Origin of the sequence: Heliomicrobium undosum, assembly GCF_009877425.1 — a bacterium.
In the GTDB taxonomy this organism is placed as follows: domain Bacteria; phylum Bacillota; class Desulfitobacteriia; order Heliobacteriales; family Heliobacteriaceae; genus Heliomicrobium; species Heliomicrobium undosum.
In genome coordinates this window covers 16,016-35,376 of sequence record NZ_WXEY01000028.1, presented here as the reverse complement: position 1 = coordinate 35,376, position 19,361 = coordinate 16,016, and the positions used below count along the sequence as shown (strand labels likewise).

Genomic DNA, 19,361 nt, shown 5'->3' with positions numbered 1-19,361 from the left:
TTACTTCCAGGAAATATCGAACTTAACGGGATTAAATCGAATGGTGAAATTACCGAAAGAGCCGTCAAATATAAATTGAGCATTACCAGCACTTGCGTCCAGTGGCTTAAATACAAGGACTCCCTCCGTTTTTACACCCGGAAGAATATCACTTTGTAGTTTTGGATAGTTTTCGTTTCCATATTCCGTTTCAAATTGTTTTCCGTTTTGTACTGCCTTGGCAGAATAAGAGTAAAAGCTGATTTTTCCATCTGTTTCGTTGGTAACAGATAAATAAACCCTCGTCTCACTGTCGGAAAATTCTACCCGTTGAAGGGCTATTGTATACCCTTTTTGATTAATAATTTTGTTTACCTCTACAGTCTTTTTTGTGGGCGCAAGTATCTCAATAGGATTAACTTTTTCTACTACATTTGCCACAAGGGAAATTGCTGTCACAACACCACCAAATGCATTTTTCCCTTCAAATTTACCATCTACAGTTCCCTTTACTTTAACAAACGCCCCGTTCTTGATATTCTCAGAAGTCCCCTTAAGATAGACGACGGTATTTCCAGTATTATTTTTTGGATCAGCCCACATTTGAAAATAGGTAACACCGTCCTTGGATTCAGGAGGCATAAAGATACGGCCACTTAATTCTGCAGGGTATCCTTTGAACTTATTTGGATCTCCGGAGAGTTCCTGTATTCGTTCGTTTTTGAGTACCTCTTTTGGAGATTGCGGTGCGCTTGCCTGGGTTCCTCCAGAGCAACCAGTTAGGGTAATGGCAAGAACAACACCAACTAATGCCGAAATAAATTTTCTCATAATACCAGCCCTTTCATGGTTTTTATTCCTAAATTCGACATTAGGTATAATTTACCTCCATAAACAAACCTTAGAACTAACAAAAATAATAGGTGGTCTTGGCCCGTTCGTGATTTATTTGTTAACCCGTCGTTCACTTATTCGTCGAATACACGGTTGAAGGCCTATAAGCTTTTTTGATAGGAAGACCTCAATAAGCTTCGCGTGTCTTTGGGGTTTGTCTCGTTTCGCCATATATCCCCTTTTTGTTTTTGTGTACCCTTGCACACGAACTAGAACGGGCGAGCATGAAATTGATGTCTGACCTAGCGAGTAAAGCCTTAGCAGGGTTCGTACATTGACTAGCGACCATCGACGGTGAATCAGTCGATGTTTTTTATGTTTATCCGTACAATTTTAAGTAGACGGGCTGCAAACCAAGTGAGTTTGCGGGCTGCTATATGGAAAATTATAGATAAATACCTCGCATTTCCATTAGGACAGAGGAGGTGATTGTTTGTTAGAATAGTTTTCCGCAGAAGGCAAATTTGTGGAAGGATCTTTTTTCTTTATGACGAATACACAATAATACTCATAATAACTCTTTTGCAGAACCCACGCATCTTTGATAAAAAAAGTCCGCCAAACCCTTATCTGAAGCGCATTTGGAGAATTGTCACGAAAACGCGTCAATTCCCACAGACGAGTGGATATAATTAGATAAATTTCCAAAAAAGTTTAAAGGATTCCCAATCCCTTTGTCGAAGTGAGTTGTTGCAACGCAAAACACTGCACAAAGGAGGAATCCTCAATGCAAAGTGTAGCACAGCCACCCACAAAACTACAAGTAATCCTCTGTAGAACACCCGGTGGGAAAAAAGCGGGCCGACAAGTTCAACTTTTTACGCAGTACGCCTCAAAGGTACATGGCTTTTCGCAGATGGTTCGTCAAGCAAAGAATGGCCGCAAACAACCCCGTATCAAAGCCCCAGCCATTTTTACCGTCGCTTTTTTTGGCGCCTTTTTCGGCATGGAGAGTATGGAACAGATGGAACATTGGCGGAAAACGGGGACATTTCGTCAACTGGTTCCCAAAAAAGTGTCCTTGCCATCTCATGACACCGTACGAAAGGCACTGACAGAATGGGATCTGGAAGAGCACGGAAGCAGCATGACCGTGTGATCCAGCGATATAAGGAGCAACGCGGCCCGCAGAAGGAAAGCATCGATGGTTGGCGAGTGACCGCCATCGATGGCGTGGAGTTATTTCACACCAAGGCCCATCGTTGCCCAGAATGCCTCACGCGCGAACATCGCGACAAGACCACCGACTATTATCATGCGGCCGTAGTTGCCCAACAGGTTGGCGGCAGCGCGAACCTGATTTATGACTGGGAAATGCGAAAGCCCCAGGATGGGGTGGACAAGGATGAAGGAGAAACCACCGTCGCCCAGCGATTGATTCGCCATATGGCCGAGACCTATGGAAAAATAACGGATGTGTACACGTTAGACGCGCTGTTTGCCAAAGCACCCGTCATTCATGCCGCTCTGGATGCAGGCGCTCATGTGGTTGTTCGCATGAAAGAAGAACGTCGACGGATTATGAAAGAGGCAAATGCCCGCTTTGCGAACCGGCTTCCGGACTCCACTTGGGAAGAAAGAGATGGAAACAGGAATACCGTTTACGTTCAAGCTTGGGACGAAGAGAAATTGGCACAATGGCCGCAAGTTCGCGTGCCCATGCGAATCGTAAAAATCATTCGCCATACCAATAAGACAATCATCGAAGCAAACAATGAAGCCTTCGTCACCGATATCTGGAGCGCTGGATAGCAACCACATGCTCATCCGAAGAAACGGACACCCAGACGATCTCGCGGATTGCCGCCGCTCGCTGGGATATTGAAAACATTGGATTTCGCAACCTCAAGACGTTCAACGCCTTGGACCACTGCTTCGTGCACGATTCGGTCGCGATCAAAGCGATGAGCGGATTTCAAGTGCTGGCTTTTAATCTTAAGCGATTGTTTTTCTTTCATCATCTCCCTGCCTCTCGTCATCGAGATGTGCCGCTTCGATATATCATTGATGAAATGCGCGAAGCGACGAGGTGGATATCCTTACACCTATATCGTTGGGTCTGGGAGTGGGGGTTATCTATTGCCTAGCTGACAAGGGGTGAAAGGGTGGGATTGCCTATCGAAGCAACGGCATAAACAAAGTGTATTTTTCCATAAACGTGTGCGGGGTGAATGTGACTGTTGACTGGATAATTTAAACATTTAAAGGGCGGATTGGTATCGTTCTTTAAGCAGTTGCCCTTTTGGGGTAAAAATTTGTTTGGTTTTATTTGGATTGCGTAGGTTCTGCTCTTTTGTAGGAAGAGGTGCTACTGGTGAAAGTTAAAATTGATAAAATAATAATTGCTGATAGAATTCGAAAAGAGTTTGGGAACATTGAAGAGTTGGCTAAAGATATACAAGAAAACGGATTGATAAACCCACCGGTGGTTACACCTGAATTAGTTTTAATAGCCGGAGAACGCCGTATTAGGGCATGTAAAAGTTTAGGCTTAACGGAAGTTGAAGTTAGGGTCATGACAGTAAGTGACTATGAGCATCAGCTTAGACTAGAAATTAGTGAGAATGAGAATAGAAAGGAGTTTTCCTTTTCAGAAAAAATTGAGTGGGCTAAAAGACTCGAAGAAGTTGAAAAAATCAAGTTACAAGAACGAAAAGCTCATGGAAGGACCGCTCCCGGAAAAAGTACTCTGGTGGAAATGGTTCCATTTGAGTTAAACGGTAAGACTCGTGATAAGGTTGCTAAAGAAGCTGGCTTTGGAAGCGGTAAAACTTATGAGAAGGCAAAGTTAATCGCAGAATACGGTTCATCAAATATCATTGAACAGTTGGATAGTGGCGATATTACAATTAGCAAGGCATTCCAGATGATTAAGGAGGCAGAAGCTAAACGAGATGAAGCTATCTGGATAAGTGAGCAAGCGAAAAAAGAAGCTGAAGAGGCTAAGGCACAAGCTGAACTGACATTAAAATTATTAAAAGAAGAGGAGGAAAAAAGAAATAGAGAAAAGCAGGAACTATTAAACAAGCAAGAAGAAGAGCATAAACAAAGAGAACAGATTCGTAACCGTGAGATAGTCGACTTAAAAAAGAGGATTGATGAGCTAGAAAAGCGAGAATCAGAGAAAATTCTTGATCCTGAGCAGACCAAACAAATTTCCTTACTTCAAAAAAAATTGGAAAAACTTCAGAATGAGAAAACTTCAGAAGAGAAAACAAGAGACCATTGCCGGATATTTAGGCAAAATATGGAGAAGAAAATTAGAGATCTAAACGTACTAACTCAAATTCCTCCTGAAAAGTTTTTCGAGGGATTAGATAATATCGAGTGGCAATTCTATGGAATACCAATGTTTTACGAAAATGATATTAAATGCATTCAAAATGCCATAGATTATATGACTTCCTTAAAGAAATCTTGGGAGGAGCGGTTTGGTCAACAAAAGACCGGTATCAGGAGGGTGAAGTAATTGGATTTTCCCAAACTGGTAGATGGTCATGCTTTCATAGCAGTAAAGAAAAAAATTCAAGGCAACAACAACGGCATGTTTACAACGGAACAAATTATATTAGAATTAGAAGAAGAAGGATATATAATAGATACACAGGAACGTTTGATTGAAATGGGGAAGAAAGCTAAAATACGCAATTTAGCACGTCAGGCAAAAACGCTGGATGGAAAAAGACAAGATTTTTCTATTGTTGCTATGCAGGGTGACATTTTTGGTAATGAAACCCCTATTGGAAAAGGTGGAAGAGCCTATGTCTCGTATGAAAAGCTAGATTCTACGCCTGCTTTGAAAGACCTGATTGTGAAGACTGCAACACAGACATTTATAGCTAGATTAAAAAACTTACCCTTTGTCCCCGACGTGGTGGTAAATCGTGTGACGGAAGCTATTGGAAAAGTCATTAACGAATGGCTAAAAGCAAGCTAATTTATAATGCTCATTTTAAACAGCAGCTCCTATGGGTTGCTGTTCGTTATTTTTCCGTAAGGAGGGGAACAAACTAGATTCATCGGGGAAAATTGAACGGTGATGAGATAAAGAGGTAAAATGGCCTTAAAGAGACCCATTTATTGCAAAAAGCAACAGTGAAGTATGAGGTCTTCCCGCTTTGTAGGACACAACTGAGTGTGATATTGTCGGCCGATCGCAGGATTGCTTGATTTCTCACCGGTTACGCTCTTTGAGACGGCGCCACCGCCGCTCGGATGGTCCCATACAGCCCGTCGTCCGTCAAGGGCAAGGGCGTTGCCCCGCCTTCGGCGGCCCTTGACAGCCGCCCGTCTGTATGGAGTACGGCAATTAGGCGGTGGACGCTGGGGTACGCGCTTGGGGTTACGCCCCGATGGCTCCAGACCAGCGCTTTCGTTGTTGCAGATATCGGTTCAGGTATTCTGCCGGAGTCTGGTAGCCCAGGCTTTGGTGTCTTCTTTTTCGGTTGTAGGTAATTTCGATATACTGAAACACGGCTTTGCGCAATTCGCCGCGCGTCTTGTATCGGTTCAGGTGAATGAGCTCGTTTTTGATGGTGCTGAAGAAGGTTTCTGCTGCGGCGTTGTCGTAGCAATTTCCCTTTCGGCTCATGCTGCTGATGAAACCGTGCCGATTCAGGTGCGCCTGGTATTCCTTGCTGCAGTACTGACTACCGCGATCGGAGTGGTGAATAAGATCCGTAGAGGGGCGATGCCTGCGGATCGCGTTTTGAAGCGCTTGAATCACAAGTTCTTTGGTCATTGTTCTGCTCATTGCCCAACCGACAATTTCCTTATGGAAAGATCCTTGACGGTGGCCAGATAGTCCCAGCCCTCGTCTGTAGCGATGTAGCTGATGTCGCATACCCAAACCCGATTGGGCGCCGTTACCTTGAAGTTTTGATTAAGTAGGTTGTCCGCAACCGGCAGGTTATGGTTGGAGTTGGTTGTCGCTTTGTATTTGCGGGGACGGATCGACCGGATGCCGTTTTTCTGCATCAGACGGTGGACTCGTTTGCGGCTGCAAGGCCGCTCGGCGCGTACATCGGCATGGATTTTATCAACGCCGTAAATTCCGCCGCTGGCTTTATGGCTTTCCTTTATGAGCTCCAGCACTTTCGCGTCTTCTCGTTCACGCTGACTGGGCTTTCGGTTTAACCAGGCATAGTAGTTACTCCGGGATGCTCGGAGCAATTGGCACATCTTCTCCACCGGATGTTCGGAGCGGTGCTTCCGGATGAACCGGTAACTTACTTCCGGGGTTGTGCTGCGAAGATGGCGGTGGCCTTTTTTAAGATCGTCACCGATTCCTCGAGGTCCATGATCCTCCGCTGGGCAGCCTTTAATTCGGCTTCCAACTCGATCACACGGACTTTGTCGGGATCTTCCTTGACTTTTTCCTGCGGTAAACGGTCTGCTCGCTAACGCCCAGGTCTTTGGCCACGCTGATGATCGACCGACCATTTTCCTTGATCATACGGATCGTATCTGCTTTGAACTCTGCGCTGTATCGTTTTCCTGTTTGTCCCATGTTTATCGCCCTCCACAAGAGTAATTGTATCTCACTCTCGTGTGTTCAACAAACCGGGTACGCCTCACATAGGCATGTACACTTGATTGCAGGTTTGCAATGCTGGTCCGGATGTTAAAGGCGTTCATGACTTCATGGAACGGAATGGTCTCATCTAACAGGCTGCGAAGGAGCTGCTTGTCCAACAGCTTTACGTTCAACGATGGCGCCTCCTCGTGTCTGGCGCTGGCCGGCTTAGTCTTCTTGCGCTTCTTCGTCTTCGATGGCTTTGATGACTCGGATGATCTTTTTAATGTCCTCGGGAGACATGGGGCGAACTTGCTTGAATAGGAGTTGGAGATCGTCGCGTTGTTTGAGTTCATGGAAGAACACGGATAGTTCGGGAGCGTCGGAAAGCGACGACTCGATGTATTGGATGGGGCTTAGGGTGTCTGTTCTGCCTAAAAGATAGTCTACTGAGACACCAAATAAATCCGCAAGTTTTACCAACATGCTATATTCCGGTTCGTTACCTTTGGTTTCATATTGGGAATAGCTATTTCTTTTTAGCGATACCCCCGGGTATCGTTTTTCTAATTCATCGCATACTCTTTGCTGACTCCACCCAAGTTTTGCTCTCAGTTCGGAAAGCCTATTTCCGAAAACAGTCGCCATCCCAATTTCACCTCTTGAACTAATTATAAATGTCGTTATTTGCGACATCATATGATGTCGCAATTTTTGTCAAAACCCTATTTACTCGTCGCGAGTCGCGACATATTGTGGGCGCATAGAGGTCGTCGCAAAACACGACGAGTAGGGGTGTTGAAATGAGATAAAAACGTCAGTGGCTGATTAGTTTACGGGGAGAAAAAACACAGGAGGCGATGGCAGACCAGCTTGGTATTAGCAGAAACTATTTGTCTGAGCTTGAGAACGGGGTAACCCCGTCGGTCAAAACAGCCACTAGAATTTCATTTAAGTTGGGGGTCCATTGGACAAAGTTATTTGATGACGGTACCGGCGAAGGACATCAGGCTGCTAATCAATAGCTATTACTATTTGGTCAGATTGGACTTAGTACATTCTGCTATTAGTTTCTTCAGATTTGAAAGGTGGTAGTCGATGGATTTCAAACGATGCTAGGAAGCGTGAAAAAGAAACACCTTCAAAACCAACCACTGCAACCAAGAAATCGCTGCTTTAGTCGTTTATCGACGATTCGGTTAAGCGGACAATCATCGACGACATACCATCTGACGAGGGGGGGAATTGCTTGGGCCGGCCCGACGAGGTTGCGGACGTACCGCACGGTTGGAAACCTGGCGACCCAGTACCCACAAGGGTTATTCGTAAAGCGAAGTACACCGTGTTTGTCATGCCGCCACGGCGGGAGCCAACGAGAGAAACATGGGATCTGCTTTACGAAGCCTGCGCCGATTGCCTCAGGATCAAGGTTCAACTCTCCAAGCAGGGAGCCTGATCACCCGGGTGGCTGCGGCCACCCAACAAAAAATGACCAATCCTGTGAGTGGTAAGATCGGCCCAGTTTACTTTACGCAAATCATCGAGACATCATTCCAGCCTGAGAGATAAAAAATCCCACAATTGCAAGGAGAAGAGGACGCGACCTTAAGAGAAATCCAGGGTGAACTGCTCCCTAGCTAGGTCGGACAAGCCTTTAGATTCGTTGCCCTTTTGCTGATGAATAAGGGGTGAGAAAGTGATGAAACGGGTTGGTTTAGATGAAACTCAAGACTATGCTAAAAATGCAATTCTAGAGTATATAGCCGATGACGAGGGTAGAAAATGTGCTGCTTTTGGTAATTTGGACCTGGAGGCTGGGCAATGCGTTGAACACGTTCAAAACCCTGGTCAACAAGTACCTGGGGCCGGAGGAAGAACTGCCGCTGAAGGCGCTCGTCGTCATCGACAACGAAAAGATTTATCAGGACTACATGGTCGACCGGCAAGCGGATCTGGTTCAAAACCTGGACTCCGGAGGATCTGATCAAGGTGCTTTTCGCCGGCGGCTGCCTCACCTTCGCCAAGCGCCTAGTGAAAATCAGCGATGAGATGAAGGAGCAGGATCTGGTGCAGGAAGTGGTCCAGACCGTCGAAGGGAAAAACGTGCTTGCCAATGGCTTTGATTACCGGGCGGCGATCGCCGGGGCCTTCACGATGATGATGCCGCAGAACTCACGGATCGCCAACGTGAACAGCGCCGAAACCGACAGGCAGCCCGATCGGCAACCGGAACCCGGTCTTGGGGGTCGGAACGGAGAGTCACCCGTGGAAGAAGCCGAGAAGATAGCCCAATGCGGCACAGTTACGCACAATTACGCACGGTGCGCGACTGTGCCGCACATTTTTCATGGCTTTGCCTTCTGGAAAGAAAAAAAGGCTAGGTGTTGCTTTCAGAGAGGTGCTTAGATGGCTAGAACAACAAGATTTCCAGAAGCGATTAATATTCCCGTTACCACAGATATGAAACGAAGATTAAAGTCAGCGGCATCGAAGCAAAAGAAAGACGTTACTGGGCTGGTCAGGGAAATGTTACAGAGGGCGTTAGATGAAGATGCGGCAGTTGACGGGCTAGATGTGGTCACGTCAACGGTACGAAGGACTGTGCGTTCGGAACTTAAAATCACTGAAAATCGCTTGGCCAAGATCGCAGCCAAGGCGGCTCATGCAGCGGCTGTTTATGAACGTTGCCGTGGTGAAGGAAGCGGGGCGCCATGACCACAGAGGGATCTTTATCAGCAGGCCCGGAAGCAAGCTACTGCTTATATCGGTTCTAGGGATGAGGAGTCGGAAGGAGTAGCTGAATCAACAAAATAAGCTGTAGATGTAATGAGAAAAAAGCATGTCCGCTACTGCTCTCTTTTGGGATATAATGTTAGTTGTAAGCGGTGAATAAGCACAAGGAAGGTGATTCGGATGATGATTTTGGATAGCCAAAAGACGTTAGATAGCCTTGCGCTATCAGATAATCAGCGCAAAGCTCTTCAAGAATTTAAAGAGAGGCTACAGAAAACTATTCCATTACGATACCTTGTGCTCTTTGGTTCTGTGGCTCGTCAAACTGCTGGGGAGGATTCCGACGTAGATATCCTTGTTGTAGCAGATAAGGAACTGTCTGATTTCGAATGCAGATTTGTTTCGGACGTTATCTTTGAAACAAACCTAAAGTATGACACAACGCTTAGCTTTGTCCCTGTGGAGATCAATCAATGGGAACGAAGGAGCCCTTTTATAGCAACCCTGTATAACGAAGTCAGAAGGGACGGGGTGATAATCGAGTGAGTTTAACGGAACAAGAGAAAAGAGAGCTAGCCCTGTGGTGGAAGGATAAAGCAAAAGAAAATCTCCTTACAGCGAAAAGCGACCTGGATGCCGGAAGACTGGGAAATGCGATGAGGGCTATGTACTATAGCGCCTTTAATGCGGTTCGGAGCGCATTGGCGATTAGCGGTAGAGATGACCTGGGGCAGAAACATACCGCTGTCCGTGCTGCGCTAAATCGAGATTTCATAAAAACTGGAATCATTGAAAGTAAATATGGGAAGATTTACGAATACCTTTTTAACGCTCGTCAAAAAGCGGATTACAAGGCACTAACAATTTTTGAACCGCAGGCAACAAAGATAGCCTTTAGGGAGACAGTTCGTTTCGTCCAAGTTTTTGAAAAAGTTGTGGACGCGTACTTATCAGGACAAGAACCGAGCAAACTATTACAAACGCAGCGAGACGATGGTCCAGATAGGTAATTACAATGTCAATAAATGATCGATAAGCCGCCCTGGAGCATGAATCCACGGCGGTTCTTTTATGAGGTGAAAGCATGCCTAAGTCAGTGTTTATCCACAAGTGGAGCTTTTAGCTCCCTTCGGAACAGAACCGCCAGCGTAACTATTACAACGTAACCTACATTGCCACTAAGCCCGAAGCGGAACGATACGGCGGACACTTTGAACATGGCGATCTGGAAGTGGGTGACGCTCCCCAACCGGGAACAGCCGCCCACCATGCTGTTTATGCCCACGAGCGCCCCCAGAGTTCCGGGCTATTTAGCCCAGATGACGAGGAGGTCCCGCAACTCGAAGATATTCAGAAGGAACTGCTCAATCACCAGGGGATCGTTTGGCGATCCATCGTTTCCTTGCGAGAAGATGATGCGCATTCCACCAAGCAATTTGCGCTGGACGGCCGCCGGCCGGCAACTGGGGATGACGGCGGCGGAACGGGGGCAGAGCCTGGATCTGCGGGCGGGCGACTGGCGGAGGCTGCTGCGGAACAACCTGGGCTTGGATGAGGCGTTGTTCTTGCGGTCCTGGTTCATCATCCGGGAGACGCAGCGAGAGTCCTGATGGAGAAGGTGCGCCTTGACGCGAAACAGGTGGAAACGGCGATCGCCAGGCTGGCCGCAACGGCAGCTTTTCATTACGTGCCGCGGCCGCCGGTGGGCAGCGAGGAGCCGGACGCGCAGCCCTGGAGTTACGAGGAGGAACGGGACTGGACTGTGCGGACCTGGGCGCGGGCGATGAAGGCGCTGGGAGTCGATGAGGGGCAGAGGGAGGCGGCGATCCGGAACTGGAACGCTCAGATCGCTCAGCCGATCGCCGATGCGCCGTTGCGGGAGATCCTGGACCGGGTGGAACTCAACGACGTACCGGTGATGATCAATCGGGATAGCTGGGAGAGAATGACGGCAAATCTTGGGGTGACGATCTCATCGCCGTGGTTTGTTGAGGTGCCAGGAATTTTTCTTAGAAGGTTATGGTCTTCTTGGCGGTCATTAGTCACGGAAAAGTCCAAAGTTGATGCAGAAAACGATCTAGACGAATTAAAAAAACGACGAAAGAAAAGAAAGAGAACGAAAGACATGGATAAAACAATGTAGAAAGCTACGGGAACCGTGCCGAAACGCTTGTGGCAATGTTTCCACAAGCGTTTCGGGTCTTTTTTATGTGAATTTGCTTTAAGACGGGGGGGTCAAATAATTCGATTGATAACGACCCGACAATACACTACAATTGCCGATAATCGGGTATAATGTAGGGTAAGGAATCTAAGAGGGGTTGTTAAGGTTGAGTATTATAAAAGGCGTTTTAATCGAAGAAAGAGAACGACTCATTGAGATGGAAAAAATGATTAAAAAACGAATAGAGCAGTTGCCGAAAGGGAGTATCCGAATTCGTAAACTGGGAAAAAAAGAGTACAGATACTTTGTCTATCGGGAAGGAAGTAAGGTGAAAAACCAATACTTAAAGTTAAGTGACGACGAAGTTGAAGAGTTACAAATGAAAATAGCAGAACGGAAACGACTTGAACAGACATTGAAGAGCATCCAAGAAGATTTTAGGATTATAAGGAGGGCGTTGCGTTGAGTTACGGTCAAGCAGATGTATTTTTAAACTTGTTGAAGATATTTCAGACTCAGGGATTGTTGCGTGATGTAATGGTGGTCGGTAGTTGGGCTGAATACATATATGAACGAGCATACCTGCCAGGTTTTCGGGCGAATTTGAAAACAAGAGACATTGACTTTCTTCTTCCAAACATTAAACGACCAAACAAATACATTGACCTACCATCAACATTGGAAAAAGAAAACTATTTATTTCGTCAAGATGTGCTTAATGGATTAACTATTTTTTTTCATCCAGAAAGTCGTTTAGAAGTTGAGTTTTTGGTCCGAGAGATGGGAAGAGGACAGATTGCTCCATATGACGTACAAAATCTTAATATAAAAGCACAAGGACTTCGGCATATGGATATTCTATGCGATAATCCTATAATTGTTGATTTGAATAATATAAAAGTAATTGTTCCACTACCCGAAGCATATGTGGTCCATAAGATGGTTATATCGGAAAAGAGGGGGAATAAGAAAGAAAAAGACTTACGCTCAATAACTAATTTGCTTCTTTCCCTTGATGCCCAAAAGAGCGCTCCAGTGTTTAAACGCATATACGAACAGCTATCGAAAAAAGAGAAAACGATGTTGAATCTAACAAGTAATAGGGCTGGGATCATCTTGTTTCCAGAACAATTCCTAGATTTGAAAAAGCTAAGGAATGAAATGGAACGCTAGGGTTGTTGTGGGAGGATAATCTTCTGTACCCTGGTACACGAATTGAAAAACGAGCGATCATGAAACTGATGTCTGACCTGGCGAACAAAGCCTAGGCAGGGAGTTCTTATACAGACGAAACGACCATCGACAGTGAAATCGTCGGTGGTTTTTTTATTGAGCGAAAGCCGTAATACAAATATAGAATCATGGTAAAATGTAGAAACTAACCAAGCGTTATTCTTTCTTCGGAGGGGAAAGACGATGGGGATTTTTCAAGAGATTGGGTTGTAGCACATGGTGGATAAGCACCAGCACTAATAGAGGAAGAGGTGTCACTCCTTGGCGCTCATTATTGATCGATTTGAAGGCCGACTCGCCGTTGTCGAGATGGATGGAGACGGTACCATTGACATCCCCAAAAACGAACTCCCTGTTGAGGCAAAGGAAGGGGATGTGATCCGGCTCATTAATGGCAGATACGAGATTGATCTGGCGGAGACCGACCGCCGCCGCGCGGAAGCGAACAAGCTGACGGAAGATTTTTGGTCATAACGTGGTGTTCACGAAAAACAGGCTAACCGGGCAGCCAACCGCCGACACAAAACCGTCATGATGCACACCCCTCATGATGAAACACTATCGAGGACGCAAAACCGCCAGAAAACCAAAACTGTCTGAAACCAGACAAGCCCGCTTCTAGCAAGGAGCGGGCTTGTTTGGTCTTCGATTTTTCTTTGATTACTGGCCGCCAGCCGGCTTAAGGATAACCTGCCGGCGAGCCTCGTCATAGGAAGCGTCGAACCCGAAGGGCTCTGCAATCCAGCGGAGCGGGAGGAAGACCCTGTTGGCAGGCGTCAGAATCATTTGCGCGTCCATGGTGACAGGGCCTCGCTCGCTGTCGATGAGTTGGTCGCTGTTTTCTTGCAGGGTAAGTTGTCTGCCCCCTTTGGATAAGGTGACCCGGAAACCGTCAGGACCGCTCTGCCAGTGGATATTTTCCGGAGCGATGCCCATCGCCTCGGCGACGGCGCGGACAGGCAGGTAGGCTCTGCCGTTGTGCAGAAAGGGCGCATAATCCAAGGGGTTGCGCTTGTCTCCGGCGGTGTACTCTGTTTTCCCGATCGTAAAAACGGTCTTGGGGGTTGCCCTTTCCGACGTGGATGTCGTTGGTGGTTGGGGCGGATGTTTCTTCGGCGCAAAGCGCATGGGGATCCGCTCAACACCGGGGCGGCTCGCGCCGTCGAGTGTAACGGCAAAAGCAAAGGGATCGGTTAACTTGTTGCTGCCGTCGCGGATCGCGAGGCCGCTCAGTTCGAAGGTCGAAGGAGTCGTCGAAGCTTTTTGAACGTCGATGCGCAGTGTGCGATTCCCGTCGGTAAGAACCGGGTCGGCGACTCTGATCTCGTCCTTGCCTGTCGTCACTTTGAGCGACGACGCATCCCAGATCAGAGGTTCCGGCAGATGGAGATTGATGCTGCCTATTCCGGTTTTGATCGCGCCTTTTTCCATTTCAGCAAAAGAAAAGGCGATGGTGTCTGATCTGTCCTGATTTACGATGGCGGTGCGAGTGGATACCGCGTAATCAACGAGGCGGGGGCTGGTCAGGGTGGCTGGGCCGGCGTAAAAGATGGAACCGGGAGGCGCTTCGACGCGCAGACGGACATCATGAACGGAACTGTTCGCCGAGATGCCTTCCAAGTCGAGTACGATCATACCGCCGCCATAAGAACCGCTGCCGGTGACGGTTAAGGTGAAACCGTTCTCTGACTGAGGGAGCAGTCCGGCGCCGGAAACAAAAAGATTTGGGGAACTCCCAACAGAAGCCGGGATGCTGTAGACGACCCGTTGAACGGTGACGCCTGAATCAAAACGTAAGTAAGCGCTTTCCTGGGCGTCGGCGTTCAAAGAGCCTGATGGAACCTCGATAATTACACGGCGGTTAAAGGGTGAATTGGCGTTCTCCGGCGCAGCGCTGACAACAGAAATGGCAGCCGCCGCTTCCGCAGAAGGGATGGAAACGTTCGCTGAGATTGGCATCCCCATGCCGAGGAATAGCGAAAGCAGCAACAGAGTGGGCGATAATACTTTTTTCACGATCGCTCTCCCCTTTAGTGGATTTGATTTAATGACGCATTCCCCGACGAAAAAGTTCCATTGTTTTTTTGATAACGCTCTCCTATGAAACAACCCCGCCGCCGGACGGCCCGGTAGCGGGGTTGTTTCACTATAAAGGTTCAACGCGCGTTCCGAGTCTTTCTGACCAAATTTAAAGATAAACACGCATCAACGCCATGATCGCAATCACGAGGGTGATGCCCATGATGATCACGGAAGACTTGCGAATAACCGCGTATTCGATGCCCAACGCGTCGACGGTGGCCGCCGATCCCTGCACCTTGGCGGGCGCGATGGCGTTGGCCAGGCCGCTGCAGATGGAGGCGGCCGCATTGACGACGAATCCGTCGATCATCAGTTTTTCTGATGTCAACATGTTATATTTCGTGAACATGGCGATGCCCGAGCCTTGGCTGCTGCTGAGAAAACCGCCAAAGAGCCCCAGAAAAGCGCTGACAGAAGGGTAAATGGAACCGAAGGCGGCGGCAGAGGCGGTGGCAAGGATGGAGATCATGTTGTTTTGGGCCGGATCGACAATTTTCCAGACACCATCCACATTCGCAAGACCGGAGTAGTTCATCACATTAGCGGTGGCGTAGAAGGCGACGACGGAAAGGGCGGGCTTCCAAGACCGGTGAAAAGAACGAGACACGATGATTTTCAGGTCTTCGCGAGAGGGCTTCAGCCAAAACATAGCTGCAAAGATGCTGACAAACACCCAGGTATAGGCGTTCCAGAAAAACCGGGTCTTGACCGGTTTGCCCGGGATGACCTCCACTGGCAAGGACCACTGAACGAATAGGAGGTCATGGATCGGGGGATAGAAGTTGGTCACCACGAGGAAGGCCGTCAAGATCAGCCATGGAGACAGAGCCTTGAGCAGTGGCATTTGTTTCTCGACATCCAGGTCTCCCGCCGTAAGCGCGGAGCGATCCCGGATGGGTTGGCCCGTTAATTTCAGGTACAGCAACATGACCAATACAGTGCCTAATCCGGCGATAACACCTGTCAGGACGACCGCCGGCGAGAGGAGCGGGATATGGCTGATGGAGATAGCGATGCCGCTGCTCGTGATCCCCGTGATGAGAGCGGGCGCGAACCCTTTGCGAACAAGCGGCCAGCCTCCAACGAGCCATAACATGCCGAGACTGAGCAGGGTGGCGATCGGCGGCATGTACATCGAAAAGATCTGCGCCGCCTGGAGCAACGACGTGCCGGAGAGGTCGGAGTAAATGACCAGCGGCGTTGCGACCAGACTGTAGGAGCAGAGCGCGTCAAAACCGAGGCAGGACATCGCGACAGACACAAAAGGGGAGTACCCGAGAGCGACAAGCAGCGGAGGCAGGATGGTCGTTGGCAAGGCGCCGATGGCGACGAAAGCTGTCCCCACACCGATGTTCAACAGCATAATTTGGACAGCTTTGTCAGTGGGAGCGAGTGTCTTCAGAAACACCACGACGCGTCGAATCGCTCCTGTTCTCTCCATATAGGTGATCTGCAGGATAGAACCCAGGATAATCAGTGAAACAGGAAAAGAAAGAAAGACGCCGGAGAGGCTAGCGCGAAAGGAGGCTTCCAGGCCGGTACGGAAGAAAAGGAAGGCAACCAGAACCGTCAGCAACCAGCCAACGGTTCCACTGATATGGACAGAAGTGCGCCTCCAGATGATCATCAGCAGAATCACGGCAATTGGCATCAGCATGGGGATAATGGAAAAAGTCATGCCTTACATCCTCCTTTTTACATTGATGATGATTTATGTAATTATACCCTTTGGGAATGGTTCCCGTTTGACCGTTGGAAACGGAATTCGGCTTTTTCAGGACGGGTGACGTAATGCGACTCCTTCGATAACGTAAAAGGGAGTTTGGGCCGCGTAGATTTGCTGGAGAAGGTCAAGCGGTTCAGCCTATAGACATAACCCCGGCAAACAGAAGAACCCCAGCCACGCATTCCCCGACGAAAAAGTTCCATTTTGTTTTTGAATGAAACAACCCCGCTCCGACCAAGCCGGAAGCGGGGTTGTTTCTTGGCGAGAATCAACGCACAATGAGGTCTTTCTTCCATCTTCAAAGATACACATACAGCAACGCCATCACCGCAATCACAGCGGTGATGCTGATGATGACTACCGAGGATTTGCGGATCACGGCGTATTCGATGCCCACCGCGCCGATGGTGGCGGCGGAGCCTTGCACGTATTTGATGCAGACGATTTAAGGAAGGCGGACCCAGAGGTTCATATCCTCATAACCGCCGGCGATATGACAGTTGTTGATCAGTCGTCCACAGAAGCGGTAGCCCAGTTTGAAAAAAGTCCGGTTGATTCCGTAGGAGCGAGCGCGGGCCAATGTGTAGAATCGAAAAGGCATCCAGTGAAGCATCAGCGGTTCAAGGCGACCGATCAGCCGCTCTGTCAGGGAGAGTCCGCGATAACCGTCAAGGGTGGCGCAGTCGGTGATTTCGCACCGCTGCCACCGCTTGTCGGGGTAAGCGGCCGCCATGCTGACCAGTTCTTCGCCGTCAAAGACACCGGCGAAGTGACAGCCCTTTTCCATGAGCCCGGCAATATAGCGCGGGTCGTCGACCGGTGTTGGATAGGACGCGAAGACGGCCTGCATCAGCCTGCTGATGGCGGGGCTGTCTACCGGTGAGAGATGTGCGACGCGCAATCCTTCCGGCAATGGGGACAGCGGGCGGACAGGCGCCTCCTGGATGTGGCGGAGCAGTATGTCCTCTTCAGCGATATATTCGGAACGGCCCCGTTCCGGCCGGAGATAGTGGGCCAGAATGACCGTCGGTTTGGCATAGGAATCTTCAGGGATACGGCCTTCTTCGACAAAACCCGAGGCCTGGAACTCAGCAACGTCCTTGTCAAAGGTCCAAAGCCAGATTTTTTCGAGGCCCTGTTCGCGCGCCAGGGAGATCCAGTGTTCGGCCAGGCGGGCGGGGTTGCTCACCCGAGGGTAGCCGTCGATGACCAGCCGTAGGTTGGTTTGATCTATCGTAAAGCCCGACAGGGCTGGAGCGCTCTCGGAAAGGAAGCGGGAATCGTTGGTTCGACAGGCGCGCATCAGTGCTTCACCACCCTTTCGACGGGGCGGTCGCCGGCGGTAGCCTCGCCGGCTTTGAGGCGGTTCAAGCGCCGTTTCTCCCGAAAGTTGTCCTGGGGAACGAGGCTTACCTTTTCTCCCCGGAACAGTTTGGCCAGGCCGGCGCGGCTGGCGTGCTTGGAGTGGCAGTGCTGTTCGCCGCAACGCTCGCAACTGCTTTGTTTGTCCTGGGGTTCCTGATAGACGGTGATGACACCCTCGTAATTGCGCAACACCACATGGTCTTCCGACTGCGAGATCAGGTAATTCGGCTGAAGGGGGATCTTGCCGCCGCCGCCCGGCGCGTCGACAACAAAGGTGGGGATGGCCAAACCGGAGGTGTGGCCGCGGAGCATCTCGATGATATGGATCCCCTTGCTGACAGGGGTGCGAAAATGTTCGATGCCGCGGGAGAGATCGCACTGGTATAGGTAGTAGGGACGGACACGCATGCGGACGAGCTTCTGGGCGAGTTGTTTGATCGTGATGGGGCAGTCGTTGACGCCTTTGAGCAGCACCGACTGGTTGCCCAGGGGCACCCCAGCGTCGGCGAGCATGGCGATGGCCCGCTCCGATTCCGCGGTGATCTCCCGGGGGTGGTTGAAATGAGTGTTCAGCCAGACGGGGTGGTGCTTGCGGAGGATGCTGACCAGTTCCGGCGTGATCCGCTGGGGCATGACCACCGGCGTCCTCGTGCCGATGCGGATGATCTCCACATGTGGGATTTGCCGGAGGGAGGAGAGCAGGAATTCGAGCATCTCGTCGCTGATGCAGAGGGCGTCGCCTCCGGACAGGAGCACGTCGCGGACCTCGGGATGGGAGCGGATGTAGTGGAGCGCCAGCATGAGGTCTTTTTTGCTGCGCGCCCGGTCCTGAGCGCCGGCGAAGCGACGGCGGGTGCAGTGACGGCAGTACATGGCGCACTGGTCTGTGACAAGCAGCAGGACTCGGTCCGGGTAGCGGTGGGTCAGGCCGGGAACAGGGGAGTCGCCCTCTTCGTGGAGCGGGTCTTCGAGATCGGCTGTCGATAGGGAGAGTTCATGGAGCGAGGGGATTGCTTGTTGGCCGATGGGGCAGTTGGGGTCCTCCAGGTTGATCAGAGAAAAGTAGTAGGGCGTGATGGCCATACGGAAGTGTTTCAGGCAGCGTTCCACGGCCAGCGCCGTTTCCGGGGCAAGTTCCATGCGGGCTTGCAGTGGGTCCAGTGAGTCGATGCGGTTGGCCATCTGCCAGCGCCAGTCATTCCATTGCTCAGTCGTGGCCTCGGGCCAGAATTGTTTGCTTATCGCAGTCATTTCCATCCTCCTTGTATTCAATTGAAAAAAGAGCAAAACAAAAGACTCACGCCGGTATCGCCAGCGTGAGTCTTCGTTTCCGTAAAGGGAGCAGAGGGTAGGGGAAGGGGGTTTATGGAACAATGCGGTGAAGGCATCTTCAAAAACAATAATAAAGCGCAATACAACCCCATCGGCGACAAAGCCAAAGGGTATTCTCTCCATAAGGCGCTTACGAAGTTAGCTGTCGGATTCGGGCCAGAGAGTCAGCCCTACCAGCAGATAAACTGCCGGATTCACCCCAAAAAGTTGGGTCCCCCGCTTCCACATCCTGTGGAACTCAGCGCTGGTCTATGAACTTTTCACTCTATAAGGATAACATAGAAAAAAAGGCGCGTAAACCCAATTCGGCCGAATTGGTTAATATTGCAATTCGGTGA

Annotated in this window: 23 protein-coding genes, 1 pseudogene and 1 riboswitch; of the genes and pseudogenes, 15 read left to right on the top strand and 9 right to left on the bottom strand. The window is 49.5% G+C overall.

The features are described from left to right. Positions 1-810, bottom strand: a complete 810-nt coding sequence (locus GTO91_RS16035; RefSeq protein WP_161259740.1) for a DUF5067 domain-containing protein — start codon at positions 808-810, stop codon at positions 1-3. A 790-nt stretch (positions 811-1,600) separates the two neighbouring features. On the opposite strand from GTO91_RS16035, the gene GTO91_RS16030 reads away from it, so the two are divergent. Together GTO91_RS16030 and GTO91_RS18270 are read left to right on the top strand one after the other, a co-directional pair. Further along, a complete protein-coding gene (locus tag GTO91_RS16030) occupies positions 1,601-1,972 on the top strand; it encodes a transposase family protein (RefSeq protein WP_161259739.1) in 372 nt (123 codons plus the stop codon). Continuing rightward, positions 1,969-2,625, top strand: a complete 657-nt coding sequence (locus GTO91_RS18270) for a hypothetical protein (RefSeq protein ID WP_235919650.1) — start codon at positions 1,969-1,971, stop codon at positions 2,623-2,625. Before GTO91_RS16030 ends, GTO91_RS18270 begins: the two co-directional genes overlap by 4 nt. Before the next feature lie 11 nt (positions 2,626-2,636). On the opposite strand, the gene GTO91_RS18265 is transcribed toward GTO91_RS18270, so the two are convergent. Continuing rightward, positions 2,637-2,834, bottom strand: a complete 198-nt coding sequence (locus GTO91_RS18265; protein ID WP_235919649.1) for a hypothetical protein — start codon at positions 2,832-2,834, stop codon at positions 2,637-2,639. 353 nt (positions 2,835-3,187) lie between these two features. On the opposite strand from GTO91_RS18265, the gene GTO91_RS16020 reads away from it, so the two are divergent. Further along, positions 3,188-4,342, top strand: a complete 1,155-nt coding sequence (locus GTO91_RS16020; protein WP_161259738.1) for a ParB N-terminal domain-containing protein — start codon at positions 3,188-3,190, stop codon at positions 4,340-4,342. Continuing rightward, the gene (locus GTO91_RS16015) at positions 4,343-4,810 is read left to right on the top strand and encodes a hypothetical protein (RefSeq protein WP_161259737.1); all 468 of its coding nucleotides are present in this window, start codon (positions 4,343-4,345) and stop codon (positions 4,808-4,810) included. It abuts the gene before it with no gap. A 405-nt stretch (positions 4,811-5,215) separates the two neighbouring features. Here the strand turns inward: GTO91_RS16015 and GTO91_RS16010 are convergent. After that, positions 5,216-6,382 (bottom strand): annotated as a pseudogene (locus GTO91_RS16010) (IS3 family transposase). Positions 6,383-6,616: 234 nt separating this feature from the next. Beyond that, entirely contained in the window at positions 6,617-7,036 is a 420-nt protein-coding gene (locus GTO91_RS16005; protein WP_161259736.1) for a helix-turn-helix domain-containing protein, read from the bottom strand. Positions 7,037-7,212: 176 nt separating this feature from the next. On the opposite strand from GTO91_RS16005, the gene GTO91_RS16000 reads away from it, so the two are divergent. The 11 genes from GTO91_RS16000 (at position 7,213) to GTO91_RS15950 (ending at position 12,992) form a co-directional block, all read left to right on the top strand. After that, the gene (locus tag GTO91_RS16000; protein ID WP_161259742.1) at positions 7,213-7,413 is read left to right on the top strand and encodes a helix-turn-helix transcriptional regulator; all 201 of its coding nucleotides are present in this window, start codon (positions 7,213-7,215) and stop codon (positions 7,411-7,413) included. Between the two features lie 801 nt (positions 7,414-8,214). Continuing rightward, on the top strand, positions 8,215-8,436 hold the full coding sequence (locus tag GTO91_RS15995; RefSeq protein WP_161259735.1) for a hypothetical protein: 222 nt from the start codon (positions 8,215-8,217) through the stop codon (positions 8,434-8,436). After that, positions 8,378-8,794 carry a hypothetical protein gene (locus tag GTO91_RS15990; RefSeq protein WP_161259734.1) on the top strand — a complete coding sequence of 139 codons (417 nt, stop codon included), beginning with the start codon at positions 8,378-8,380 and terminating at the stop codon, positions 8,792-8,794. The genes GTO91_RS15995 and GTO91_RS15990 overlap by 59 nt, the downstream gene beginning before the upstream one ends. Continuing rightward, positions 8,795-9,103, top strand: a complete 309-nt coding sequence (locus GTO91_RS15985; RefSeq protein WP_161259733.1) for a hypothetical protein — start codon at positions 8,795-8,797, stop codon at positions 9,101-9,103. Between the two features lie 198 nt (positions 9,104-9,301). Continuing rightward, positions 9,302-9,667 carry a nucleotidyltransferase domain-containing protein gene (locus GTO91_RS15980; protein ID WP_161259732.1) on the top strand — a complete coding sequence of 122 codons (366 nt, stop codon included), beginning with the start codon at positions 9,302-9,304 and terminating at the stop codon, positions 9,665-9,667. Beyond that, positions 9,664-10,131, top strand: a complete 468-nt coding sequence (locus tag GTO91_RS15975; protein ID WP_161259731.1) for a HEPN domain-containing protein — start codon at positions 9,664-9,666, stop codon at positions 10,129-10,131. Before GTO91_RS15980 ends, GTO91_RS15975 begins: the two co-directional genes overlap by 4 nt. A gap of 405 nt (positions 10,132-10,536) precedes the next feature. Continuing rightward, positions 10,537-10,731, top strand: coding sequence for a hypothetical protein (locus tag GTO91_RS15970; protein WP_161259730.1), 195 nt, complete (start codon positions 10,537-10,539; stop codon positions 10,729-10,731). Then, positions 10,731-11,264 (top strand): hypothetical protein, encoded by a 534-nt coding sequence (locus GTO91_RS15965; RefSeq protein ID WP_161259729.1) that lies wholly within the window; start codon positions 10,731-10,733, stop codon positions 11,262-11,264. The genes GTO91_RS15970 and GTO91_RS15965 overlap by 1 nt, the downstream gene beginning before the upstream one ends. 187 nt (positions 11,265-11,451) lie before the next feature. Next, on the top strand, positions 11,452-11,751 hold the full coding sequence (locus tag GTO91_RS15960; RefSeq protein ID WP_161259728.1) for a hypothetical protein: 300 nt from the start codon (positions 11,452-11,454) through the stop codon (positions 11,749-11,751). Continuing rightward, positions 11,748-12,458 (top strand): GSU2403 family nucleotidyltransferase fold protein, encoded by a 711-nt coding sequence (locus tag GTO91_RS15955; RefSeq protein WP_161259727.1) that lies wholly within the window; start codon positions 11,748-11,750, stop codon positions 12,456-12,458. The genes GTO91_RS15960 and GTO91_RS15955 overlap by 4 nt, the downstream gene beginning before the upstream one ends. 321 nt (positions 12,459-12,779) lie before the next feature. Further along, entirely contained in the window at positions 12,780-12,992 is a 213-nt protein-coding gene (locus GTO91_RS15950; RefSeq protein ID WP_161259726.1) for a DUF3006 domain-containing protein, read from the top strand. Between the two features lie 186 nt (positions 12,993-13,178). On the opposite strand, the gene GTO91_RS18730 is transcribed toward GTO91_RS15950, so the two are convergent. The 5 genes from GTO91_RS18730 to kamA form a co-directional block, all read right to left on the bottom strand. Next, a complete protein-coding gene (locus GTO91_RS18730; protein WP_161259725.1) occupies positions 13,179-14,534 on the bottom strand; it encodes a stalk domain-containing protein in 1,356 nt (451 codons plus the stop codon). Positions 14,535-14,706: 172 nt separating this feature from the next. After that, positions 14,707-16,278 (bottom strand): L-lactate permease, encoded by a 1,572-nt coding sequence (locus GTO91_RS15940; protein WP_161259724.1) that lies wholly within the window; start codon positions 16,276-16,278, stop codon positions 14,707-14,709. 346 nt (positions 16,279-16,624) lie between these two features. Then, positions 16,625-16,753, bottom strand: a complete 129-nt coding sequence (locus tag GTO91_RS18515; protein ID WP_268894896.1) for a hypothetical protein — start codon at positions 16,751-16,753, stop codon at positions 16,625-16,627. 18 nt (positions 16,754-16,771) lie between these two features. Next, positions 16,772-17,629, bottom strand: a complete 858-nt coding sequence (ablB, locus tag GTO91_RS15935; protein WP_161259723.1) for a putative beta-lysine N-acetyltransferase — start codon at positions 17,627-17,629, stop codon at positions 16,772-16,774. Further along, positions 17,629-18,942, bottom strand: coding sequence for a lysine 2,3-aminomutase (gene kamA / locus GTO91_RS15930; protein WP_161259722.1), 1,314 nt, complete (start codon positions 18,940-18,942; stop codon positions 17,629-17,631). The genes ablB and kamA overlap by 1 nt, the downstream gene beginning before the upstream one ends. Before the next feature lie 193 nt (positions 18,943-19,135). Next, positions 19,136-19,277: riboswitch (cyclic di-AMP (ydaO/yuaA leader) on the bottom strand. Positions 19,278-19,361 lie beyond the last annotated feature (84 nt).

Bases quoted from the DNA above. Each gene is read 5' to 3' on its own strand.
- GTO91_RS16030 (WP_161259739.1), top strand. From the start codon at position 1,601: ATGCAAAGTGTAGCACAGCCACCCACAAAACTACAAGTAATCCTCTGT.
- GTO91_RS15985 (WP_161259733.1), top strand. From the start codon at position 8,795: ATGGCTAGAACAACAAGATTTCCAGAAGCGATTAATATTCCCGTTACC.
- GTO91_RS15980 (WP_161259732.1), top strand. From the start codon at position 9,302: ATGATGATTTTGGATAGCCAAAAGACGTTAGATAGCCTTGCGCTATCA.
- GTO91_RS15965 (WP_161259729.1), top strand. From the start codon at position 10,731: ATGGAGAAGGTGCGCCTTGACGCGAAACAGGTGGAAACGGCGATCGCC.
- ablB (WP_161259723.1), bottom strand. From the start codon at position 17,629: ATGCGCGCCTGTCGAACCAACGATTCCCGCTTCCTTTCCGAGAGCGCT.
- GTO91_RS15970 (WP_161259730.1), top strand. From the start codon at position 10,537: ATGCGCATTCCACCAAGCAATTTGCGCTGGACGGCCGCCGGCCGGCAA.
- GTO91_RS18265 (WP_235919649.1), bottom strand. From the start codon at position 2,834: ATGATGAAAGAAAAACAATCGCTTAAGATTAAAAGCCAGCACTTGAAA.
- GTO91_RS16005 (WP_161259736.1), bottom strand. From the start codon at position 7,036: ATGGCGACTGTTTTCGGAAATAGGCTTTCCGAACTGAGAGCAAAACTT.
- GTO91_RS16035 (WP_161259740.1), bottom strand. From the start codon at position 810: ATGAGAAAATTTATTTCGGCATTAGTTGGTGTTGTTCTTGCCATTACC.
- GTO91_RS15940 (WP_161259724.1), bottom strand. From the start codon at position 16,278: ATGACTTTTTCCATTATCCCCATGCTGATGCCAATTGCCGTGATTCTG.
- kamA (WP_161259722.1), bottom strand. From the start codon at position 18,942: ATGACTGCGATAAGCAAACAATTCTGGCCCGAGGCCACGACTGAGCAA.